General features: G+C 57.4%; 18 protein-coding genes. 9 read left to right on the top strand and 9 right to left on the bottom strand.

Going from position 1 to position 19,648, the window contains the following annotated elements; translation table 11 throughout:
- Positions 1-212: 212 nt before the first annotated feature.
- From CKW15_RS25540 to CKW15_RS25525, 4 genes are all read right to left on the bottom strand, one after another.
- A complete protein-coding gene (locus CKW15_RS25540; protein WP_095061072.1) occupies positions 213-1,103 on the bottom strand; it encodes a pseudouridine synthase in 891 nt (296 codons plus the stop codon).
- Positions 1,104-1,174: 71 nt separating this feature from the next.
- Positions 1,175-1,492: a transcriptional regulator gene (locus tag CKW15_RS25535; RefSeq protein ID WP_095061074.1), complete on the bottom strand. Its 318-nt coding sequence runs from the start codon at positions 1,490-1,492 to the stop codon at positions 1,175-1,177.
- Positions 1,493-1,663: 171 nt separating this feature from the next.
- Positions 1,664-1,900 carry a glutaredoxin family protein gene (locus CKW15_RS25530; protein WP_095061076.1) on the bottom strand — a complete coding sequence of 79 codons (237 nt, stop codon included), beginning with the start codon at positions 1,898-1,900 and terminating at the stop codon, positions 1,664-1,666.
- Positions 1,901-1,993: 93 nt separating this feature from the next.
- Complete coding sequence (locus CKW15_RS25525; protein WP_095061078.1) at positions 1,994-3,202, bottom strand: ammonium transporter; 1,209 nt, start codon at positions 3,200-3,202, stop codon at positions 1,994-1,996.
- 327 nt (positions 3,203-3,529) lie between these two features.
- Between CKW15_RS25525 and CKW15_RS25520 the strand changes: the two genes are divergently transcribed.
- From CKW15_RS25520 to CKW15_RS25485, 8 genes are all read left to right on the top strand, one after another.
- Positions 3,530-3,844 (top strand): YqjD family protein, encoded by a 315-nt coding sequence (locus CKW15_RS25520; protein ID WP_095061080.1) that lies wholly within the window; start codon positions 3,530-3,532, stop codon positions 3,842-3,844.
- A gap of 1 nt (position 3,845) precedes the next feature.
- Positions 3,846-4,229 (top strand): phage holin family protein, encoded by a 384-nt coding sequence (locus CKW15_RS25515; RefSeq protein WP_095061082.1) that lies wholly within the window; start codon positions 3,846-3,848, stop codon positions 4,227-4,229.
- Positions 4,226-4,570: a hypothetical protein gene (locus tag CKW15_RS25510; protein WP_095061084.1), complete on the top strand. Its 345-nt coding sequence runs from the start codon at positions 4,226-4,228 to the stop codon at positions 4,568-4,570. The genes CKW15_RS25515 and CKW15_RS25510 overlap by 4 nt, the downstream gene beginning before the upstream one ends.
- Before the next feature lie 184 nt (positions 4,571-4,754).
- Positions 4,755-6,083 (top strand): deoxyguanosinetriphosphate triphosphohydrolase, encoded by a 1,329-nt coding sequence (locus CKW15_RS25505; protein ID WP_095061086.1) that lies wholly within the window; start codon positions 4,755-4,757, stop codon positions 6,081-6,083.
- 179 nt (positions 6,084-6,262) lie between these two features.
- Positions 6,263-6,655, top strand: coding sequence for a response regulator (locus CKW15_RS25500; protein ID WP_095061088.1), 393 nt, complete (start codon positions 6,263-6,265; stop codon positions 6,653-6,655).
- A 243-nt stretch (positions 6,656-6,898) separates the two neighbouring features.
- Positions 6,899-7,525, top strand: a complete 627-nt coding sequence (locus CKW15_RS25495) for a response regulator transcription factor (protein WP_095061090.1) — start codon at positions 6,899-6,901, stop codon at positions 7,523-7,525.
- An 8-nt stretch (positions 7,526-7,533) separates the two neighbouring features.
- Positions 7,534-11,175 (top strand): transporter substrate-binding domain-containing protein, encoded by a 3,642-nt coding sequence (locus CKW15_RS25490; RefSeq protein WP_095152883.1) that lies wholly within the window; start codon positions 7,534-7,536, stop codon positions 11,173-11,175.
- Between the two features lie 48 nt (positions 11,176-11,223).
- The gene (locus CKW15_RS25485; protein ID WP_095061094.1) at positions 11,224-14,169 is read left to right on the top strand and encodes an HD domain-containing phosphohydrolase; all 2,946 of its coding nucleotides are present in this window, start codon (positions 11,224-11,226) and stop codon (positions 14,167-14,169) included.
- On the opposite strand, the gene CKW15_RS25480 is transcribed toward CKW15_RS25485, so the two are convergent.
- Both CKW15_RS25480 and CKW15_RS25475 read right to left on the bottom strand, forming a co-directional pair.
- Complete coding sequence (locus CKW15_RS25480; protein WP_095061096.1) at positions 14,170-14,652, bottom strand: GAF domain-containing protein; 483 nt, start codon at positions 14,650-14,652, stop codon at positions 14,170-14,172.
- Complete coding sequence (locus tag CKW15_RS25475) at positions 14,649-15,539, bottom strand: ATP-binding protein (protein ID WP_095152882.1); 891 nt, start codon at positions 15,537-15,539, stop codon at positions 14,649-14,651. The genes CKW15_RS25480 and CKW15_RS25475 overlap by 4 nt, the downstream gene beginning before the upstream one ends.
- Positions 15,540-15,703: 164 nt before the next feature.
- Here CKW15_RS25475 and CKW15_RS25470 point away from each other — a divergent pair, with 164 nt between their 5' ends.
- Positions 15,704-18,025, top strand: coding sequence for a response regulator (locus CKW15_RS25470; RefSeq protein ID WP_095061154.1), 2,322 nt, complete (start codon positions 15,704-15,706; stop codon positions 18,023-18,025).
- Here the strand turns inward: CKW15_RS25470 and CKW15_RS25465 are convergent.
- The 3 genes from CKW15_RS25465 to msrB form a co-directional block, all read right to left on the bottom strand.
- Positions 18,009-18,470, bottom strand: a complete 462-nt coding sequence (locus CKW15_RS25465; protein ID WP_095061100.1) for a MarR family winged helix-turn-helix transcriptional regulator — start codon at positions 18,468-18,470, stop codon at positions 18,009-18,011. The genes CKW15_RS25470 and CKW15_RS25465 overlap by 17 nt on opposite strands.
- Positions 18,467-18,952, bottom strand: a complete 486-nt coding sequence (locus tag CKW15_RS25460) for a glutathione peroxidase (RefSeq protein WP_095061102.1) — start codon at positions 18,950-18,952, stop codon at positions 18,467-18,469. Before CKW15_RS25460 ends, CKW15_RS25465 begins: the two co-directional genes overlap by 4 nt.
- A 200-nt stretch (positions 18,953-19,152) precedes the next feature.
- The gene (gene msrB, locus CKW15_RS25455; protein ID WP_095061103.1) at positions 19,153-19,548 is read right to left on the bottom strand and encodes a peptide-methionine (R)-S-oxide reductase MsrB; all 396 of its coding nucleotides are present in this window, start codon (positions 19,546-19,548) and stop codon (positions 19,153-19,155) included.
- Positions 19,549-19,648 lie beyond the last annotated feature (100 nt).

Raw genomic sequence — 19,648 nt, 5'->3', positions numbered from 1 at the left:
GGTGCTCGCGGCGGCTAAAAGCTCAGAAATAAGCGGATGATCTGATCGTTTTGGTCGATTCGCCGTTTTCAAAATCAGCGGAGGCTGAAGTCAGCCAGAAAAGCGTGACTACTTCAGACCATCCCTAGGAAGCCCCGCGTGAGCTCAAATGCTTAAGTGAACAGCATTACGCTAGTCGCGGGCTTTTTCGTGTCTGGGGGAAATTGACCTGATCACCAATTCAGGATGATTTCACTCTCGAACGCTCTTTCCTGGCCTGTCACCGGATCGACGAACTTCAGCCCCTGCGCCAGCAGCTTCAGTGGATTGGCATAATCATCCTGCGCATCCTTGAGTACCACGGGGTAGAACGGGTCGTTGCAGATGCTGGCCCCCAAGGCCGTCATGTGCACCCGTAACTGGTGCTTCTTGCCAGTCACCGGATACAGGCCGTAGCGCCACAGATCACCGTGTTTCTCCCTGACTTCGACGGCTGTTTCGGTATTGCTGATCCCCGGCCCTTCCTGCATGCGGAAGAACGGCTCGCCATCGACGAGTCGGCTTTTATGAACCAATGGGAAAGCATGTTCCGGCAATGCTCCGGCGATCGCCTCATAGCGTTTCTCGATTTGCCGTGTCGGAAACAATGACTGATAAGCCGAACGAGTCTGCGGATTGGCGGAAAACAGCACCAGCCCTGCGGTATGCCGATCAATACGATGCAATGGCACCAGATGCGGATTATCCAGCCGACGGATCAGACGTCTGAGAAGTGTCTGCTCCACATATTCACCCGCCGGCGTCACCGGCAGAAAGTGTGGTTTGTCGGCCACGACCAGATGCTCGTCTGCGTACAGGATTGATTCGATGACCGGGATCGGTTTTTCGTCCGGGACTTCTCGAAAGTAGTGAATCCGCAAACCTTCCTTGTACGCCAGGTCGAGAGCGATCGGCAGGCCCTGCCCATCAAGGACGCGGCCACGAGCGATTCTGTCCAGCCATTGTTCGCGGCCGATGGCGCTGAAGTGCTCACACAGGCAATCGAGTACAGTCAGCCAGGAGCCCGGCGGCAGGTAAAGCGTGCTGGCCTGACTATGTGCCGCGGAAAAAGATGAAGTGGACATACGAACGCTCTAAACCTCAATGCAGAGCGGCATTATCCAACAGCGCCGAGGCCGAGCCTAGCGGAGAATCCTCATGCCGGAATCTGCTTCAGTGCCGCCGCCTCCGTGTACTCCTTGAGCCAGCGCAGCACATCGACCGCCTCCCAGCGAGCTGGGTCGTACAAGGCGTACAACAACCCCTGATAACCAACGACATCCAATTGCCGGTGATAGCCTGCGCGCTGGAACAACGCTTCGATTTCTGCAAAACAGGTGTTGAAATGGGTTTTATTGAAGGGCGTCTTGCCTTCGGTCACGAGGCCGTCCAGACGCAACTCCAGGACGGCCTCGTGCACGACCTCGGCGGACATCCGGTTCACGCTGCTCTTCAATTGTTCGACATTGACCACGATTCATCCCTCTCACACCCGGACCTGCCCGCTCAAACCTGAACATCAGGATCGGCAAGGCAGGCATTGCGAATAGCTGTATACGCATACAGTATCCGAACAATACCCGTTAAGCCAAGGGGAACCATCGCAAAGTTCGACAGGCGGGAGCACCGCTAACGCAGAAATCGCCTAACGCAGGAACGCCACCACCTGATCGGCACTGAATGGCCAGCCAAGCTCAGCGCCGTTATCCACTCGTCGAAGTACCGGAATTCGCAAGCTGTACGCTGCGAACCACGTTTCGTCTTCAGCGATATCCACCAGTTCCACCAGCAGTCCGCGTTCGACGAACTCCATCAGCATGGCTTCGGCCACTTCGCAGAGATGACACCCTAGGGTGCCGAACAACTGACATTCAGGAAGCATGAGTGATCAACCAGAAAATTGAGTGATCATTCTAGGCTCGCTCCGAAAAACCGTCGAGCCATAGAACCCTGATCACAAGCGCCACAGGGCCGCTCAATCCTGACTCACGGCACCGATCTTGTGGATCGACAGGTCCGCGCCGTAATACTCCTCTTCCTGGCTCAGGCGTAGTCCGGTCAACACCTTGATCACGCCATACACCGCGAACCCTCCGACCAGTGCCACCAGCACGCCCAGTGACGTGCCGATCAACTGGCTGATCATGCTCACTCCACCCAGCCCACCCAAGGCACTCTGGCCGAAAATGCCGCAGGCGATTCCGCCCCACGCGCCGCACAACCCGTGCAACGGCCACACGCCCAGTACGTCGTCAATGCGCCATTTGACTTGAGCGGCGGTAAAGCACCAGACGAACAGCGCGCCAGCGATTGCCCCCGTGACCAGCGCCCCCACAGGATGCATCAGATCGGAACCGGCACAGATCGCCACCAACCCCGCCAGCGGGCCGTTATGCAAAAAACCGGGGTCATTACGGCCGACGATCAGCGCGGCCATCGTGCCGCCGACCATGGCCATCAACGAATTCAGTGCCACCAGACCGCTGACCCCTTGCAGGGTTTGCGCGCTCATCACGTTGAAACCGAACCAGCCAACGATCAGGATCCACGAACCCAAGGCCAGAAACGGAATGCTCGATGGCGCGAACGCGACCAGGCGTCCATCCCGGTATCGGCCATTGCGCGGCCCGAGCAACAACACCGCCGCCAATGCCAGCCAACCGCCCATGGCATGAACCACGACTGAACCTGCGAAATCATGGAAACTGGCGCCAAACCGCTCAAGCAGCCAGACTTGCAGCCCAAGGTTGCCGTTCCAGACCATGCCTTCAAAGAACGGATAAATGAACGCCACGATCAACACCGTTGCGCATAACTGCGGCACAAACCGCGCACGCTCGGCAATGCCGCCGGAAATGATCGCCGGGATCGCCGCCGCAAAGGTCAGCAGGAAGAAAAATTTCACGAGCCCGTAGCCGTGATCGGCGTTGAGTTCGGCCGCCGGGTGCATGAAGTTCACCCCATAAGAAATCCAATAGCCTATAAAGAAATAGGCAAGGGTCGACACGGCGAAGTCGCTGAGGATTTTCGACAGCGCATTGACCTGGTTCTTTTGTCGGACCGTCCCGACTTCCAGGAAGGCAAAACCGGCGTGCATGGCCAGGACCATGACCGCGCCGATCAGAATAAACAGGGTATTGGAGCTATGGATCAGGCTGTCCACAGCGCTTTGCAGATTTTCCATGGGTTGGCAGACCTTATGGTAAGAAAAAGCACCAAAGCAGTTCGCGTGGGCTGTCCATGCACCAAGTTGCAGCTTCGAAGATCAGTTCGCCGCATCGGTTGAACCGATTTGGCGCACGAGTGGTGTCAAGGCAAAACACGTCCCGAACACTTGCACGACGTTTTGAATATTGGTGTTACGGTTCTACCGAAATCCTGCCCGGCATTAGCGCAGGGCTCAGAATGACGCACCATGACATAGCAAAAGTTGTACCAGTCATTTGTACTGAACCTTCGCCGAAGGCTCATACTCGAACGCTTCAGAACGCCACCTATATGGAGATCACCCATGGCCAGCACCAAGGCAAAGACTGCTCAAGAAATCCTGATGACCGACTTCCAGACGCTGGTCAGCGACACGGAACGGCTGCTGGAACATACCGCGACCCTGGCCGGTGATCAGGCTGATGAGTTGCGCGAGCAGATCCACGACAGTCTGTTGCGCGCCCGCGAAACCTTGAAACTGACCGAAGACTCCCTGCGCGAACGCGGCCAGGCTGCTGTCAGCGCGACTGAAGAGTATGTCCAGGCCAACCCATGGCAATCCGTCGGGATCGCGGCGGGTGTGGGTTTCCTGATTGGCCTGCTGGCCAGCCGCCGCTGATATGGCTATCGATGAAGCCGGCTCGTCTGCGACGGGCACAAGCTCGCGGCGCCTGGGTGCCGCATTCCTCGGATTGCTGCACAGCCATGTCGAACTGTTCGGCATTGAACTGCAGGAACAAAAGGCCCGTACCGTAAGCCTGTTACTGTTCGCAGGCCTGGCGCTGGTGTTTGCGTTGCTGTTTCTGGTAGGGCTGTCGGCTCTGGTGATGATCCTTTTCTGGGACACCTATCGTCTGCCAGCCATCATCGGGCTCTGCGTGTTCTACGCACTCGCGGCGATCTTTTGCGGGATACGCCTGAAATCGGCGATTTACGATGAGTCCTCACCCTTCCATGGCACGCTTGAAGAGCTGGCCAATGATCGGGAGCGCCTGCTGCCATGAGCCTGCCTGAATTGCCACGCAACAGCTCACGCGCGCAAATGCGCAAGGCACTGATTCGCCTGCGCATGGAAATGCATCGCCAGGAAATCCGTCACGAATCCCGGCAACTGCTGCAACCCCTGCAGCGTGTGCGCGGGATGACGCAGAACCTGCAGGAGGGTTTAGGTATCAAACACGCGCCGCTTTGGGGTGTGGCCGCTATCACCTTGCTGGGTTTTCTAACCGGCAAGGGCGCAAAAAACGGCGGTGGCATCGCTAGCCTCACCCGACTGGTCCGGCTCGGCACCACGCTGGCTCCGTTGATCAAACTGATCCTGCAGGGCTCGTCGCGAAAAAACTGATCAGTCGTTTTTTTGGCAATAACGGGATGCCTTTCTCTATCGAGGGAGGCAATCCTGCGCTCAGATCCAATGGCAAATACCTACTGCTCATCGATATCGATGCTGCCGGGCTTTCGTTCCGCTTGCAGGTCCCTGCGCGAAACGGGAAGCTAGGCCATCAGTCACGCAACGGAGAGACCCCGCCTTGGATTGGCATACCCTGCTTACCCGCGAACGCCTCGGAAAACCGCTGCACAGCCCTGAAGAACTCGGCCGCAGTCCTTTTCACAAAGATCACGATCGCATCATTTTCTCGGGCGCGTTCCGCCGCCTCGGACGCAAGACCCAGGTCCATCCGGTCACCAGCAACGACCATATTCATACGCGCCTGACCCATTCGCTGGAAGTCAGTTGTGTGGGGCGCTCTTTGGGCATGCGGGTTGGCGAAACCATTCGCAGCACCCTGCCCGACTGGTGCGAACCGAGCGATCTGGGCATGGTGGTGCAATCGGCCTGTCTGGCCCATGACATTGGCAATCCGCCGTTTGGCCACTCCGGTGAGGACGCGATCCGCCATTGGTTTCAACAAGCCGCCGGCCGTGGCTGGCTGGATGCAATGAGCGAAGCCGAACGCAACGATTTCCTGAACTTCGAAGGCAACGCACAAGGCTTTCGGGTACTGACGCAACTGGAGTATCACCAGTTCGACGGCGGCACACGCCTGACCTATGCGACGCTGGGCACCTACCTGAAGTATCCATGGACGGCGAAGCACGCAGATTCGTTGGGCTACAAGAAGCACAAATTCGGCTGCTATCAGAGCGAGCTGCCACTGCTGGAGCAGATCGCCCATAAACTCGGTCTGCCGCAACTGGAGGATCAACGCTGGGCACGCCACCCGTTGGTGTACCTGATGGAAGCCGCCGATGACATCTGCTACGCATTGATCGACCTGGAAGACGGTCTGGAAATGGAGTTGCTGGAGTACGCCGAGGTCGAGTCCCTGTTGCTCAACCTGGTCGGCGATGATCTGCCAGAAACCTATCGCCAGCTCGGCCCCAACGATTCACGGCGACGCAAACTGGCGATCCTGCGCGGCAAGGCCATTGAACACCTGACCAATGCGGCAGCCCGCGCCTTTGTGGAGCAACAAGAGGCGTTGTTGGCCGGTACGCTTGCAGGTGATCTGGTTGAGCACATGCATGGCCCCGCCAAGCGTTGTGTCCTGAATGCCAAGGACATGGCGCGCAAGAAAATTTTCCAGGACAAGCGCAAAACCCTCCATGAGATCGGCGCCTATACCACCCTGGAAATCCTGCTCAATGCCTTCTGCGGTGCGGCGCTGGAACAGCACAATGGTCGAACGCCGTCCTTCAAAAGCCGTCGTATCCTCGACTTGCTGGGCAACAATGCACCCGATCCCCACGGTCCATTGCATACGTCATTTCTGCGCATGATCGATTTCATCGCCGGCATGACCGACAGCTACGCCAGTGACATGGCACTGGAAATGACCGGTCGCTCCAGCCACTGATCGTGTATCGGTTGATCAGCCATTTCGCCACCCGATATGGCTGATCCCCCCTTCCAAACCCAAGTGCACTCAAGGCTCACGGAATCGCCCTACAGCACACGCTGAGCAAACTGATCGCCAGGTCTGTGTTTATCACGGAACAATCTATATCCCTCTGCTCGACAGATGAAGAGTGTTCCATGGCCAAAGACGATCTACGCATTCTCCTGGTGGAAGACCACCCCTTCCAGCTCAGAGCGACTCAATACTTGCTTGAAAGTTATGGCTTCACCCAACTAACCGCCACGGACAGCGCCAAAGGCGCCGTGGATGAAATGCTCGGAGCCGTGCAACCTTTCGACATTCTGTTATGTGATCAATGTTTACCTGACCTGACAGGTCTTGATCTGGTGCAGTTCGCCAGTCACCGTGGAATGATCAGACAGGCCATTCTTCTGAGCAGCCTGACCTCTATCGAACTGGACGGGCTGGAAAAAAAAGCGACTCAACACGGATTGCCATTATTGGGATACCTGACAAAACCGTTGAAACAAACAGAATTCAGAAACTTGTTGACCTTGGCATCTCTATAAAAAAGCATCAAAAAACCAGATAAACACGCTTTATAAAACTTACGAAAAAAGACATCAGGGACCACAACTAAACAGCTTGATCTTTCAAGATATCTTATAAAAAAACCAATCATCGCGTAGTCCGATTCTCTTTCATACGTAGGACTTATCCTATATTGCTGCTACAGCTCAGTCAGTTCATACGTGACCCAAACTATCTGAGCTAAGGTGCGCGCTTTATTTGAGCTCGCATGGGATTTGATTATGAACTCCGTTTTTATTGTCGACGACCACCCCGTCATCCGCCTTGCCGTTCGAATGTTACTGGAACACGAAGGTTTCAAAGTTGTCGGCGAAACTGACAACGGGGTCGATGCCATGCAGATGGTTCGCGAATGCATGCCTGACCTGGTGATTCTCGACATCAGCATTCCCAAGCTGGATGGCCTGGAAGTGCTTTCCCGTTTCAACGCCATGAGTACTCCAATTAAAACACTGGTACTGACAGCACAATGCCCAACACTTTTCGGTATCCGTTGCATGCAGTCAGGAGCCTCCGGATATGTGTGTAAACAAGAGGACCTGAGTGAGTTGGTCAGTGCGATAAAAGCGGTCCTGTCAGGTTACAACTACTTCCCAAGCGAAGCTCTGAATCCCGTTCGTGGCGATGATGAGCGTTGCGCAGAACTGGAACTTTTCAAATCAGTGAATGACCGGGAGCTGATGGTTCTGCAACTTTTTGCACAAGGGCGCACCAACAAGGAAATTGCCAAAGGTATGTTCCTGAGTAACAAGACCGTCAGCACCTATAAAAAACGACTCATGCAAAAACTCAAGGCCCAATCTCTGGTTGAACTCATCGAGATGGCAAAACGTAACGCACTTGTGTGAGAACCTGGATGCCCAGACGTTTAAAGGATTATTTGATACGGGTGATAGCGGGTTTATGCCTCAGCGCTTCAGCGTCCGCGGCACAGACCAGTGAGAACTACACGTTGCTCAGTCGTTCAAAGGCCGGGCATGTGGAAGTTCGACTGGATGAATCACAACTGCAATGGCTCAAACAGAAGCGTGAACTGAGCCTCGGAACATCCGCCCCGGATTATCCACCCTTTGACCTGACCACCAGCCGTCACGACTACGAAGGGTATACCGCTGATTACGCCGGCATCCTGGGCAAGGTAACCGGATTGCCCATCAAGGTTCAGCGCTTCGAATCCCGAGGCGCGGCAATCGCGGCGCTCGAGAACGGCGAAGTGGATCTGCTCGGCACCGCCAATGGATTCGAAGCGGGCCATGCCGACATCGTCCTGTCCACGCCCTATGCCGTAGACCAACCCGTCCTGGTGACCCGCGAAGGCGAAACCCGGTCCCTGACCGAAGGTCTTGCGGGTCTGCGGTTGAGCATGGTGTACCACTACTTGCCGCTGTCGGAGGTCAAGGCCTTGTACCCCAAGGCAATTATCACGTCGTATCCTTCTTACCAGAATGCGATCAACGCCGTAGCCTTCGACCAGGCAGACGTTTTCCTGGGCGATACCATTTCAACCCATTACATGATCAACAAGGGCTACCTGAACAATATCCGCATGGCCAACTTCGGCAAACATGAAGCCCATGGGTTCAGCTTTGCCGTACGCAAGAATCAGCCGGAATTGCTCGGCATCATCAACACGCTGATCGCGGCCATCCCCGCCAGCGAACGGGAAAACATCGCCAAACGCTGGAGCGCGGGCAGTGACATTCTCCTGACGGACCAAAAACTGCAACTGACCGACCGTGAAGAGCGCTGGCTGACGCAACATCCAATCGTACGTGTAGTGGTCAATGAAGCCTTTGCTCCGCTGACGTTTTTTGACAGTGACGGCAAGTTTCGCGGCGTCACGGCGGACCTGCTCGAATTGATCCGGCTTCGCACCGGTTTGCGCTTTGATATCCGTCGCAGCCGAAGCGATGAAGAGATGATCGAACAAATCAAAGACAACCAGGCCGATGTGATCGCCGCCCTGCTCCCCAGCACCCAACGCCAAACCACGCTTAACTTTACCCGCCCGTTTCTTGAGAACTCCTACGTCCTGTTAACCCGTAAAGCCGCCGGCAGCCCGACCAACCTTTCGCAACTGGGTGACAAGCGTCTGGCCATTGCTCGTGGCAATCCGCTCATGAGTTACCTGCGCAAGGAGTTTCCCCGTATCAAACTGATCGAAACCCCGGACACGTTCAGTGCCGTGGAAATGCTGGCCGAGGGGCAGGCCGAAGGGGCGGTGAACTCGCTGATCATTGCCAACTATTTCATCTCGTCACAACTGTTCGAACACACATTGCAGATCAGTACCACCATCGGCACCGAACAGGCTGCGTTTTCCCTCGCCACCGCGACGGACGCCAAGGAGCTGAACGCCATCCTCGAAAAGGCCCTGTTGAGCATCGCACCCGAAGAGCTGGGCATCATCAACAGCCGCTGGCGGGGTTATTCAGCCTCCTCGCAAAGCACCTGGCGCAACTATCACCGGCTGTTCTATCAGATTGTAATCGGTGCGGGTGTGTTGTTGCTGATTTCAGTTGCCTGGAATGACTACATGCGGCGCCAGATCAAACAGCGCAAAGCCGCCGAGCGCGCACTGAGCGACCAGTTCGAGTTCATGCGGTCGCTGGTCAATGGCACCCCTCACCCCATTTACGTACGCGATCGCCAGGGACTGCTGCAAAGCTGCAACGACAGCTACCTGCAAGCGTTCAGCGCCAAACGCGAAGACGTCATTGGAAAAAGCGTCATGCACGGCAACATCAGCAATGTGTTCGAAGCCCGGGAGTTTCAGGCCGACTACCAGTGTGTCGTTGCCGAAGGACGACCGTTGATTGTCGATCGCGAGCTGCACATCGGTGGCCGGCGGTTGACGATTTATCACTGGATACTTCCCTACCGGGATTCGCGCGGTGAAGTGCAAGGCATCATCGGAGGCTGGATCGATATCAGTGAGCGGCGACAACTGTTCGATGACCTACGGTGTGCAAAAGAGCGTGCCGATGACGCGAACCGCGCCAAAAGCACGTTTCTGGCAACGATGAGCCATGAAATACGTACGCCGATGAATGCAATCATCGGCATGCTCGAATTGACCCTCAAGCGCATAGACCAGCAGCACCCGGATCGCCCGGCCATCGATGTCGCGTACAACTCGGCGAAGGATTTGCTGGATCTGATCGGCGACATTCTCGACATCGCCCGGATTGAATCCGGGCACCTGAGCCTGAGCCCGGAGCGTGTCAATCCCGGGGAACTCGTGGCGTCGGTGGTGCGGATTTTCGAAGGTCTGGCTCGACAGAAGAAGCTTGAGCTTTCACTGGCGTTCCATCCGACCAGTCCGGCAGTCGATGTTCTGCTCGACCCTTTGCGCTTCAAGCAAGTGCTGTCGAACCTGATCAGTAATGCCATCAAGTTTACGGAGCAGGGCCAGGTCAAAGTGATCGTCGAACTGCACGCCACTGCGAAGCCCGATCAGGTGCTGCTGCGTTTACATGTCCAAGACAGTGGCATCGGCATTACCGATCAGGATCAACAGCGCCTGTTCGAACCTTTCGCCCAGGCCGACAACGCCGCACAGTCTGCCAGGGGAGGTGCCGGGCTGGGCCTGGTGATCAGCCGAAATCTGTGCGAAATGATGGGCGGCACCCTGCAACTGAGCAGTCAGCCTGGCGTCGGAACCCAGGTCGAAGTATCGCTCCTGCTTGATTCACAGCCTATGCAGCATGTACCGCCAGTGGCCGAGGTAAAAATCAATGTCGCCAAAGCCCCGTTGAATGTATTGGTGGTCGATGATCACTCGGCCAATCGCTTGCTCATGTGCCAGCAGCTGGAGTTTCTCGGGCATCGGTACAGCGTCGCGATGGATGGCCGGGAAGGATTCGAGGTGTGGAACGGCGGGCCGTATGATCTGGTGATTGCCGATTGCAACATGCCTGTCATGAGCGGCTACGAGCTGGCCCGCGCCATTCGTCAGCATGAGCGCCAACACCGGCGTCCTCCCTGCACCATTCTTGGCTTCACCGCCAACGCCCAGCCCGAAGAAATACAACGCTGTAAACAAGCCGGAATGGATGACTGTCTGTTCAAGCCCCTCAGTCTGAATGCCTTGAGTCAATGGGTTGAGGGGGTTACACCGGGCATCGGCAAGCCGGCATTCAGTCTGCAGGGGTTACACCTGCTGACGGGAGGCAACCCGGCGCTGGACAGGCGCTTGCTGACCGAGCTGCTGGACAGCAATCGTCAGGACCTGCAAACACTGCGGTCACTCTCACCGCCCGGGGACACACAGGCATTGCTCGACATCGCCCACAAAATCAAAGGCGCAGCCCGCATCGTACAAGCCTCCCGCTTGATCGAAAGCTGCGAGGCGCTCGAAGCCGCCTGCCATGGGGCTTTCAATGATGAAGAAATAGCCAAATACAGAAAAACCCTTGAGCGCGCCATGGTAGAGCTGGAGCACGTATTACAGCAGCAAATCAGCCAAAACGACGAAAGCAGAATGACTGAGCCTTAACTATGCTTGATCGCTGAGCAGTGCGTTAACCCTCCTGGAGAGCCTGCAATGCCTAGCCCACTGCACCCGGACCCACGCAGGTTTTCGCTGCACGTCCATATCAGCGTGATGTTCACCTTCCTGCTGTTGCTGACCGGGGTGGTGCTGGGCATCTTCAATTATCGGCAAACCACACAAATCATCCTTTCCAGCAGTGAAAAACTCTTCAATCGCATCGAGCAGGATGTCCGGCTGGACCTGCACGCCACTTATCAACCGATTCGTCAACTGCTGAGCCTGCTGGCGACCAACCCGGCGAGTCAGGCGCCTGACCTGGAACAACGCCTGGCGCTGCTCAAGCCGTTCAGCCAGTCCCTCAAGGACAATCCCGATCTGGCCTCGCTGTACCTGGGTTATGGCAATGGTGATTTCTTCATGGTTCGCCCGCTGCGCAACCAGCCTCTGAAAAACCTGCTCAAGGCCCCCACGACAGCGGACTATCAGGTGTGGAGCATCGAGCATGACAACAACGGTCAGCCCCGTTCGCAATCGTTATTCTTCGATCAACATCTGACCTTGCTCAGCCGCCAGGACAACCCAGGCGACACTTACGATCCACGCAGCCGCGCCTGGTTTACCAACGCCAGCAGTGCCGAGAATCAAATTACCACCGAGCCTTATATCTTTTTCTCCACCCATGACATCGGCACGACGCTGGCCCGCCGCAGCGGCGATAACGCGGTCATAGGCGCTGACCTGACCCTGGCCGAACTCAGCGCAACCCTGGCCAAGCATGTCGTGACCCCCAACACTGAAATCGTGCTGTTCGATGCCGAGGGCAATGCCATCGCCTACCCCGACAGCCGCAAGCTGATCATCGCCGATCAGACCGCCCGTCTCGCCAAGGCTGCCGACCTGAGCCCCAGTCTTGGCGCCCTGCTCAAAAGCCCTCCCCAAGGCAATCGCCTGAACGCCGATGGCCGGCAATGGATCGTGGCCCGCAGCAGCATGCAGGAAGGCGGGCCCAATGGACTGCAATTGGCACTGCTGGTGCCCGAGGACGAGTTGCTCGTCGACGCCTACCGCATGCGCTGGCAAGGCACCCTGATTACGCTCGCAACGTTATTGTTGTGTTTGCCTTTGGGATGGCTGACATCAAGAGTTCTGGTCAAACCCCTACGGGCATTGGTGCAGGAAGCCGATGCGATTCGCAGTTTCGACTTCAATTTTCCGGCTTCCCGTCGCTCTCCGGTGCTCGAAGTGGACCAGCTCAGCGTGTCGATGGCGCGTATGAAAGACACGTTGGCCAGTTTCTTCCAGATCACTGACAGCCTGAGCGCTGAAACCCGTTTTGCACCGTTGCTGCAGCGGGTGCTGTTCGAAACCGTGAAAATCGGCCAGGCCCAGGCCGGGCTGATTTACCTGCGCGAAGGTGACGGGGATCGCATGGAACCCCAAGGGTTGGTACTCAATAACAGCGCCGAGGACTGGTCGTCTTTCGACATCGGAGGGCACTCGCTACAGGACTCACAAAGCCCTCAATGGATGCACCAGTTGGCAACGGTCGACAATATCGTCAGCAGTCTCGGGTTCGAACAGGCGGGGGATTTGCAGAAGGTGATGCTCGCACTGGAATGTCCGCGGGTTCACCTGATCGGTATCCGTCTGCACAATCGGCATAACGAAACCGTGGGTCTGCTGGTCTTTCTTTTGCCCGACAGCGGCAGCCAGAATGACCTGGAAAAACTCAAACCGGACCGCATCGCGTTTCTCCAGGCGGTGTCCGGCGCGGCCGCCGTCAGTATTGAAAGCCAGCGCCTGCAAGCCCGGCAGAAGCAGCTGCTGGATGCTTTCATTCAATTACTGGCCGGCGCGATCGACGCCAAAAGCCCCTACACGGGCGGTCATTGCCAGCGCGTGCCGGAACTGACGCTGATGCTCGCCCAAGCGGCAGCCGCCAGCCAGGCGCCGGCCTTCAAAAGCTATCAACCCACCGAAGATGATTGGGAAGCGCTGCACATCGCCGCCTGGCTGCACGATTGCGGCAAGGTCACCACGCCGGAATACGTTGTCGACAAGGCCACGAAACTGGAAACCCTGAACGACCGCATCCACGAAGTCCGCACCCGTTTCGAGGTGCTCAAACGCGATGTCTGGATCAAGTATTGGCAAGCCATTGCCCAGGGAAACGATGAACAGCAGCTAGCGCAGCAGCGCGATGCCGACCTGGCCGGACTGGATGATGATTTCACCTTCGTCGCCCGCTGCAATCTCGGTGGCGAGGCCATGGCCGAAGCGGACTTGCAGCGCTTGCGCACGTTGGCCCAACGGACCTGGCGTCGAACCCTGGATGACCGGCTAGGTGTGTCCTGGGAAGAAAACCGGCGCCAGGCCCGAACACCCGCGCCCTCCCTGCCCGTCGATGAACCGTTGCTGGCGGACAAACCTGAACACCTGTTCGAGCGCGCTGACAGCGAACGAATCCCGGACGATAACCCCTGGGGGTTCAAACTCGATGTACCGACCTACAAATACAATCGGGGCGAGCTGTATAACCTGAGCATTGTCCGGGGCACGCTGACGAGCGAGGAGCGTTACATCATCAATCACCACATGGTGCAGACGATTCTGATGCTCAACCACCTGCCCTTCCCCGGTCACCTGCGCACCGTCGCGGAACTGGCTGGCGGTCACCATGAAAAAATGGACGGCACCGGTTATCCAAAACGCCTGAAGCGCGAAGACATGAGCCTGCCGGCACGGATGATGGCGATTGCCGATATTTTCGAGGCGCTGACCGCCGCCGATCGTCCCTACAAGAAAGCCAAGACCTTGAGCGAAGCGCTGGGGATCATGGCCTTCATGTGCCGTGATGCTCACATCGATCCCGAACTGTTCGGGCTGTTCATCGACGCACACATCTATTTGCAGTACGCCCAGCGCTTTCTCGATCCCCAGCAAATCGATACCGTGGACACGGCAGGCTTGCTGGCCAAGGCTGGTTTGACCGGTTGATCAGCAGTCGGTGAGGCGCAGGAAAATCGCTGCCAAGTGTTCGATGCCTGCCTGATCCTGCGCAGTGAAGCGCGCCAGTTTCGGGCTATCGAGGTCAAGCACGCCGATCAATCGGCCGTCCTTGACCAGCGGCACAACCAGCTCACTGTTCGATGCACTGTCGCAGGCGATGTGCCCGGGAAACGCGTGCACGTCTTCCACCAGCTGGGTTTGCAAGGTCGCCGCTGCCGCCCCGCACACACCACGGCCGAACGGAATTCGCACGCAGGCGATCTGCCCCTGGAATGGACCAAGCACCAGTTCTTCGTTGCGATTGAGATAGAAGCCGGCCCAGTTCAGGTCATCGAGCTGATTGAACAGAAACGCCGAGAACTGCGCGGCATTGGCGATGAAGTCCCGCTCGTCCGCCAGCAATGACTCCAGTTGCGCATGCAACATGCCGTAACCCTCAAGGCCCTGGCCGCTCTTTTGTAAATCGATCATGCCTTGTGCTCCAACAACTTCAGCCCGACCCAATAACGGGCAAATTGATACGCGCAACGTCCATTGCGGTTGCCGCGGCCAGTGGCCCAACGCACGGCCAGGATGTCCAGTTCTTCGGTGCGCTGCCACGCCAGGCCCGACTTGTCGGCCAACTGACCGATCCAGTGCTCGACGACGTTGAGAAAGTGGTCCTGGGTAAACGGGTAGAACGACAACCACAATCCAAACCGGTCCGACAGCGCGATCTTGTCTTCCACCGCCTCGCTGGGATGCAGTTCACCGTCGACGCGTTTCCAGTTTTCGTTATCGCTTTCCTTTTCCGGCACCAGGTGGCGACGGTTGGACGTGGCGTACAACAGCACGTTATCCGGTGCCTGTTCCAGCGAGCCATCGAGTACACTTTTCAGCACCCGGTAGTCACCCTCGCCTGACTCGAACGACAGGTCATCGCAAAACAGCACGAAACGCTGGGGCAATTTGGCGATCTGTTCGACCACACGAGGCAGATCCGCCAGGTGATCGCGCTCGATCTCGATCAAACGCAGACCGGCGTTGGCGTGCTCGGCCAGCAAGGCACGCACCAGCGATGATTTACCGGTACCACGCGAGCCCCACAGCAATGCGTGGTTGGCGGGCATGCCATCCAGGAATTGTTGGGTATTTCGGCCCAGCTGTTCGACTTGCCGATCGACGCCGATCAGGTCGGACAGACGCATGTCGAGACTGACTTCCAACGGTAACAAAAAGCCGCTGCGCCCCTCTCGTTGCCAGCGCGCGGCCAGACATTGAGTCCAGTCAATGGCTGACCGGGGGGCCGGCAACAACGGTTCGATACGGGCCAGAACGGCATCGGCACGTTCAAGAAAAGCATTCAATCGGGAATCCACGACTTCTCCTCGGGCACGTTCACAGTAATGATGGCAATAGAACGACGAAAAACAGCGTCCGGTGAGCGACTTACCCGGTTGTATCAGGCACGCAAGAACATCGGTCGCCAGGCATGATCGACTATGCTGAGCAGCGAAAAGAAAAGGAAGTGGCCCATCCGCCCATGGATATCAAATTCACCCACCGGCTCTCGTACAAACAAGCACGGCTTACCGTGCTGGTCGGTTTCATTCTGGGCACGCTGCTCAGCCTTGTACAAATAGGCATCGATTATGCCAGCGAAGACGCCTCCATCAATCGTGAAATCCTCTCTTTGCTGGAAATCAGCCACAACCCGGCCTCGCGCATCGCCTATAACATCGACGCCGAACTCGCCAAGGAACTCACTCAGGGTCTGTTGCGCTCACCGGCAATCATTGGCGCCAAGCTGACCGATAACAACGGAACCGTGCTGGCCAACATCAAGCGCCCGGCCATGGAGAGCAGCTATCGGGTGATCAGCGACTACCTGTTCGGTGCCAACCGACGCTTCGAGGATCGCCTTTATCTGGGTCAATACCCGAATGAATCCCTCGGCAGTTTGCGGCTCGATGTCGACACCTATCCCTTCGGCAACCGGTTCCTGCGTCGGGCAGAAGTCACGCTGCTCAATGGCTTTGCGCGCAGCCTGATCCTGACGGGCATCCTGCTGGCGCTCTTCTATGTGATGTTGACCAAACCGCTGGTACGGGTGATTCGCGAACTCAGCAGCCGTGATCCGCGCAGCCCGGAACCCACGACGCTGGAGTGTCCTGCGGGGCATGCCAAAGATGAAATCGGGGTGCTGGTCAAGGTTGCCAACCGGCAATTCAATAATATCGCCACCGAAATCCAGCAGCGACGCAACGCCGAAAACCGTCTGACCGATTACCTCGGCCAACTGGAAAACATCGTCTCGGCCCGCACCACCGAGCTCAAGGCCATCAATGCCCGGCTCAGCCAGTCCAATCAGGAACTGGAAATCGCCCGCAGCACGGCACTGGATATGGCCGAAGCGCGCTCGGTGTTCCTGGCCAACATGAGCCACGAAATCCGCACGCCCCTCAACGGGTTGCTGGGCATGATTGCCCTGTCCCTCGACGGACCGCTCACTGCCGAACAACAGCAACAACTGTCCATCGCCCATGACTCGGGCAAAGTCCTGGTGGAACTGCTCAACGATATTCTTGATTTGTCGAAATTCGATGCCGGCCAGCTCGAACTCGAAAACATCCCGTTTGATCTCGGCTCACTGATCGAAGACACCGCCAACCTGTTGTCACAGAACGCCGCGCCAAGCGTCGAGCTGACCTGCCTGATCGATCCGCATTTCCCGGCGCTGGTGCTCGGCGATCCGACCCGCGTTCGGCAGATCGTCAGTAACCTTCTTTCCAATGCCCTCAAATTCACCCGCTTCGGTCGAGTCGACGTGCGCCTGTCGGCATTCGAAGGCGGAGTCAGAATCGAAGTCTGCGACACCGGCATCGGTATCCCTCAGGACGCCCAGTTCAAGATTTTCCAGCCGTTCACCCAGGCCGGTGCCGGCATCACTCGGCAATTCGGCGGCACGGGATTGGGCTTGGCGTTGACCTACAACCTCTGCGAAGCCATGCAGGGACGCCTGACGATCAGCTCCGAGGCGGGTTTTGGCAGCCAGTTTTGCGCGATTCTGCCGTTACCCAGTCACACTCGCTCGATTGAGCCCGCACCACTCCAAGGCAAGGTCATTGCGATCACTGCCGCCAGCAGTGGCCTGGCAGAGCTGCTGAGTACCGTGTTGCCGGCCTGGGGACTCGAATTTCAGCGGCGCTCCATCGATGACCCGCTGATCGGCGTCGAACTCGACATCCTGATCACCGACTGCCCCGAATGCCTGTTCAACCTGCGCCCGACCGTTACCGCTCCGATTCTGCTGGTGACCGCCTACGGTAACTTCATGCCCAGCGAAGAGGTCAGCGCACTCGCTCCACTGCAGCAACAGGCACGGCCCCTGGCACGCACTGCGCTGTACCAGTCCTTGCAACGAATCCTGCAACCGGAACACTCCACACTCAACAAGGCTCGTCCCGACACACTGAACCTCCTGCGGCGCGGGCGCGTGCTGCTCGTGGAGGACAATCCGGTCAATCAGCTGGTGGCCAAGGGCATGCTCGGCAAACTCGGCTGTGAGGTGGTGACCGCCACCCACGGGGCCGAGGCGCTGGATCATCTGGAGCGGCGGGATTTCGATCTGGTCCTGATGGACTGCAACATGCCGGTGATGGACGGCTATGAAGCCAGTCGGCATATCCGCCGCAGCGGACGTTGGCCACATCTGCCTATTGTTGCGCTGACGGCCAACGCCATGTCCGAAGAACGCGAACGTTGCCGTGCGGCAGGCATGAGCGACTATCTGGCCAAACCCTTCAGGCGCGAGGAGCTGGCCGCCCTGCTGGATTTATGGATCCCCACTATGACAGCGCCTTGATTTGCCCCAGCAGTTGGTCCAGACCATTGCGCAAGTCATTCAAGCGGTCCAGATCCACCCCGCTGTCGCATAACAGCCGAGCCTTGAGCGGTCCGACCTGTTCGCGCAAGGCCTGCCCGGCTGGAGACAGGCTCAGATGCACCTCACGCTCGTCCCGCGCCGAACGCTGGCGCTGGACCAATTGCAGTTGCTCGAGGCGCTTGAGCAACGGCGTCAGCGTGCCGGAATCCAGGGCCAGTCGCTCGCCCAACGCCTTGACGGTGGGCTGCTGCGGCGCGGCTTCCTGCCACTCCCACAACACCAGCATCGCCAGGTATTGCGGGTACGTCAGGCCCAATTGATCGAGCATCGGCTTGTAGGCACGAATCACCGCCCGGGACGCGGCGTACAGCTTGAAGCAGAGCTGGCTGTCGAGTTTCAGGGAATCGACGGACAAGGTATTCATTTGAGCAGGGCTTCGATCTCGCGGGTCAGGTCCTGCGGTTTGGTTGCCGGAGCGAAGCGCTTGACCAGTTTCCCGTCCTTGCCGATCAGAAACTTGGTGAAGTTCCACTTGATCCCTTGGGAACCCAACAGACCCGGCGCACGTTTTTTCAACTGCACAAACAGCGGATGGGCATCAGAGCCGTTGACATCGATCTTTTTGAACAGCGGAAAACTGACACCGAAGTTCAGCTCGCAGAACTCGGAAATCGCCCCTTCGTTGCCCGGTTCCTGCTTGCCGAACTGGTTGCAGGGAAAACCGAGTACCACCAGACCTTGATCCTTGTAGGTCTGCCACAGCTCTTCCAGACCTTTGTACTGCGGGGTAAAGCCGCATTTACTGGCGGTATTGACCACCAACACAGCTTTGCCGGCGAAATCCGCCAGGGTCTTTTGCTCACCTTTGATGGTGGTGCAAGGAATGCTCAGCAGATTGTCGCTCATGGTTCAGGTTTCCGATTGGAAGGACGAAGCACAAAAATAGCGAGCAATTGAATTGTGTGCAATTTAAATAATTGATCTGTCCCAGGCTTTTTTACTGTAGGAGCTGGCTTGCCCGCGAAGAGGCCCTCAAATACTGCATCGCATTTAAGGGCGCCATCGCTGGCAAGCCAGCTCCTACAGGGGAATAGCGAGGCGTCGCATTACGAGCGCGGTACCAGGTCCAGGCACACCGAGTTGATGCAATAACGCAGTCCGGTCGGCGGAGGACCGTCCGGGAACACATGCCCCAGGTGGGCATCGCATTTGGCGCAAACCACTTCGGTGCGGATCATGCCGTGGCTGACATCGCGGATCTCGGTCATCGCATTGTCGCCGATCGGCGCGTAGAAGCTCGGCCAGCCGCAGCCGGAATCAAATTTGGTTTGGGAGTCGAACAGTGGCTCGTTGCAGCAAATGCAGTGGTACACACCGTCTGTCTTGGTGGCGTTGTATTTGCCGGAGAATGGTCGTTCGGTGCCTTTTAGACGGCACACGTTGTATTGCTCTGGATCGAGCATTGCTTTCCATTCTTCCTGGGTTTTTTCCAACTTTTCCATCATCACACCTCTGCAGCTGAAAAAGCCCGATCTGTACCTTTTCCACTGATCGGGCGGCACGTATGATTGCGCCTCGTCAAAGCCCAGTCTGGCAGCCAGA

It is taken from the genome of Pseudomonas sp. Irchel s3b5, from assembly GCF_900187435.1.
Classification (GTDB): Bacteria; Pseudomonadota; Gammaproteobacteria; order Pseudomonadales; family Pseudomonadaceae; genus Aquipseudomonas.
Note: the sequence above shows the minus strand (reverse complement) of the source record. Positions and strands in the feature narration are given on the sequence as shown.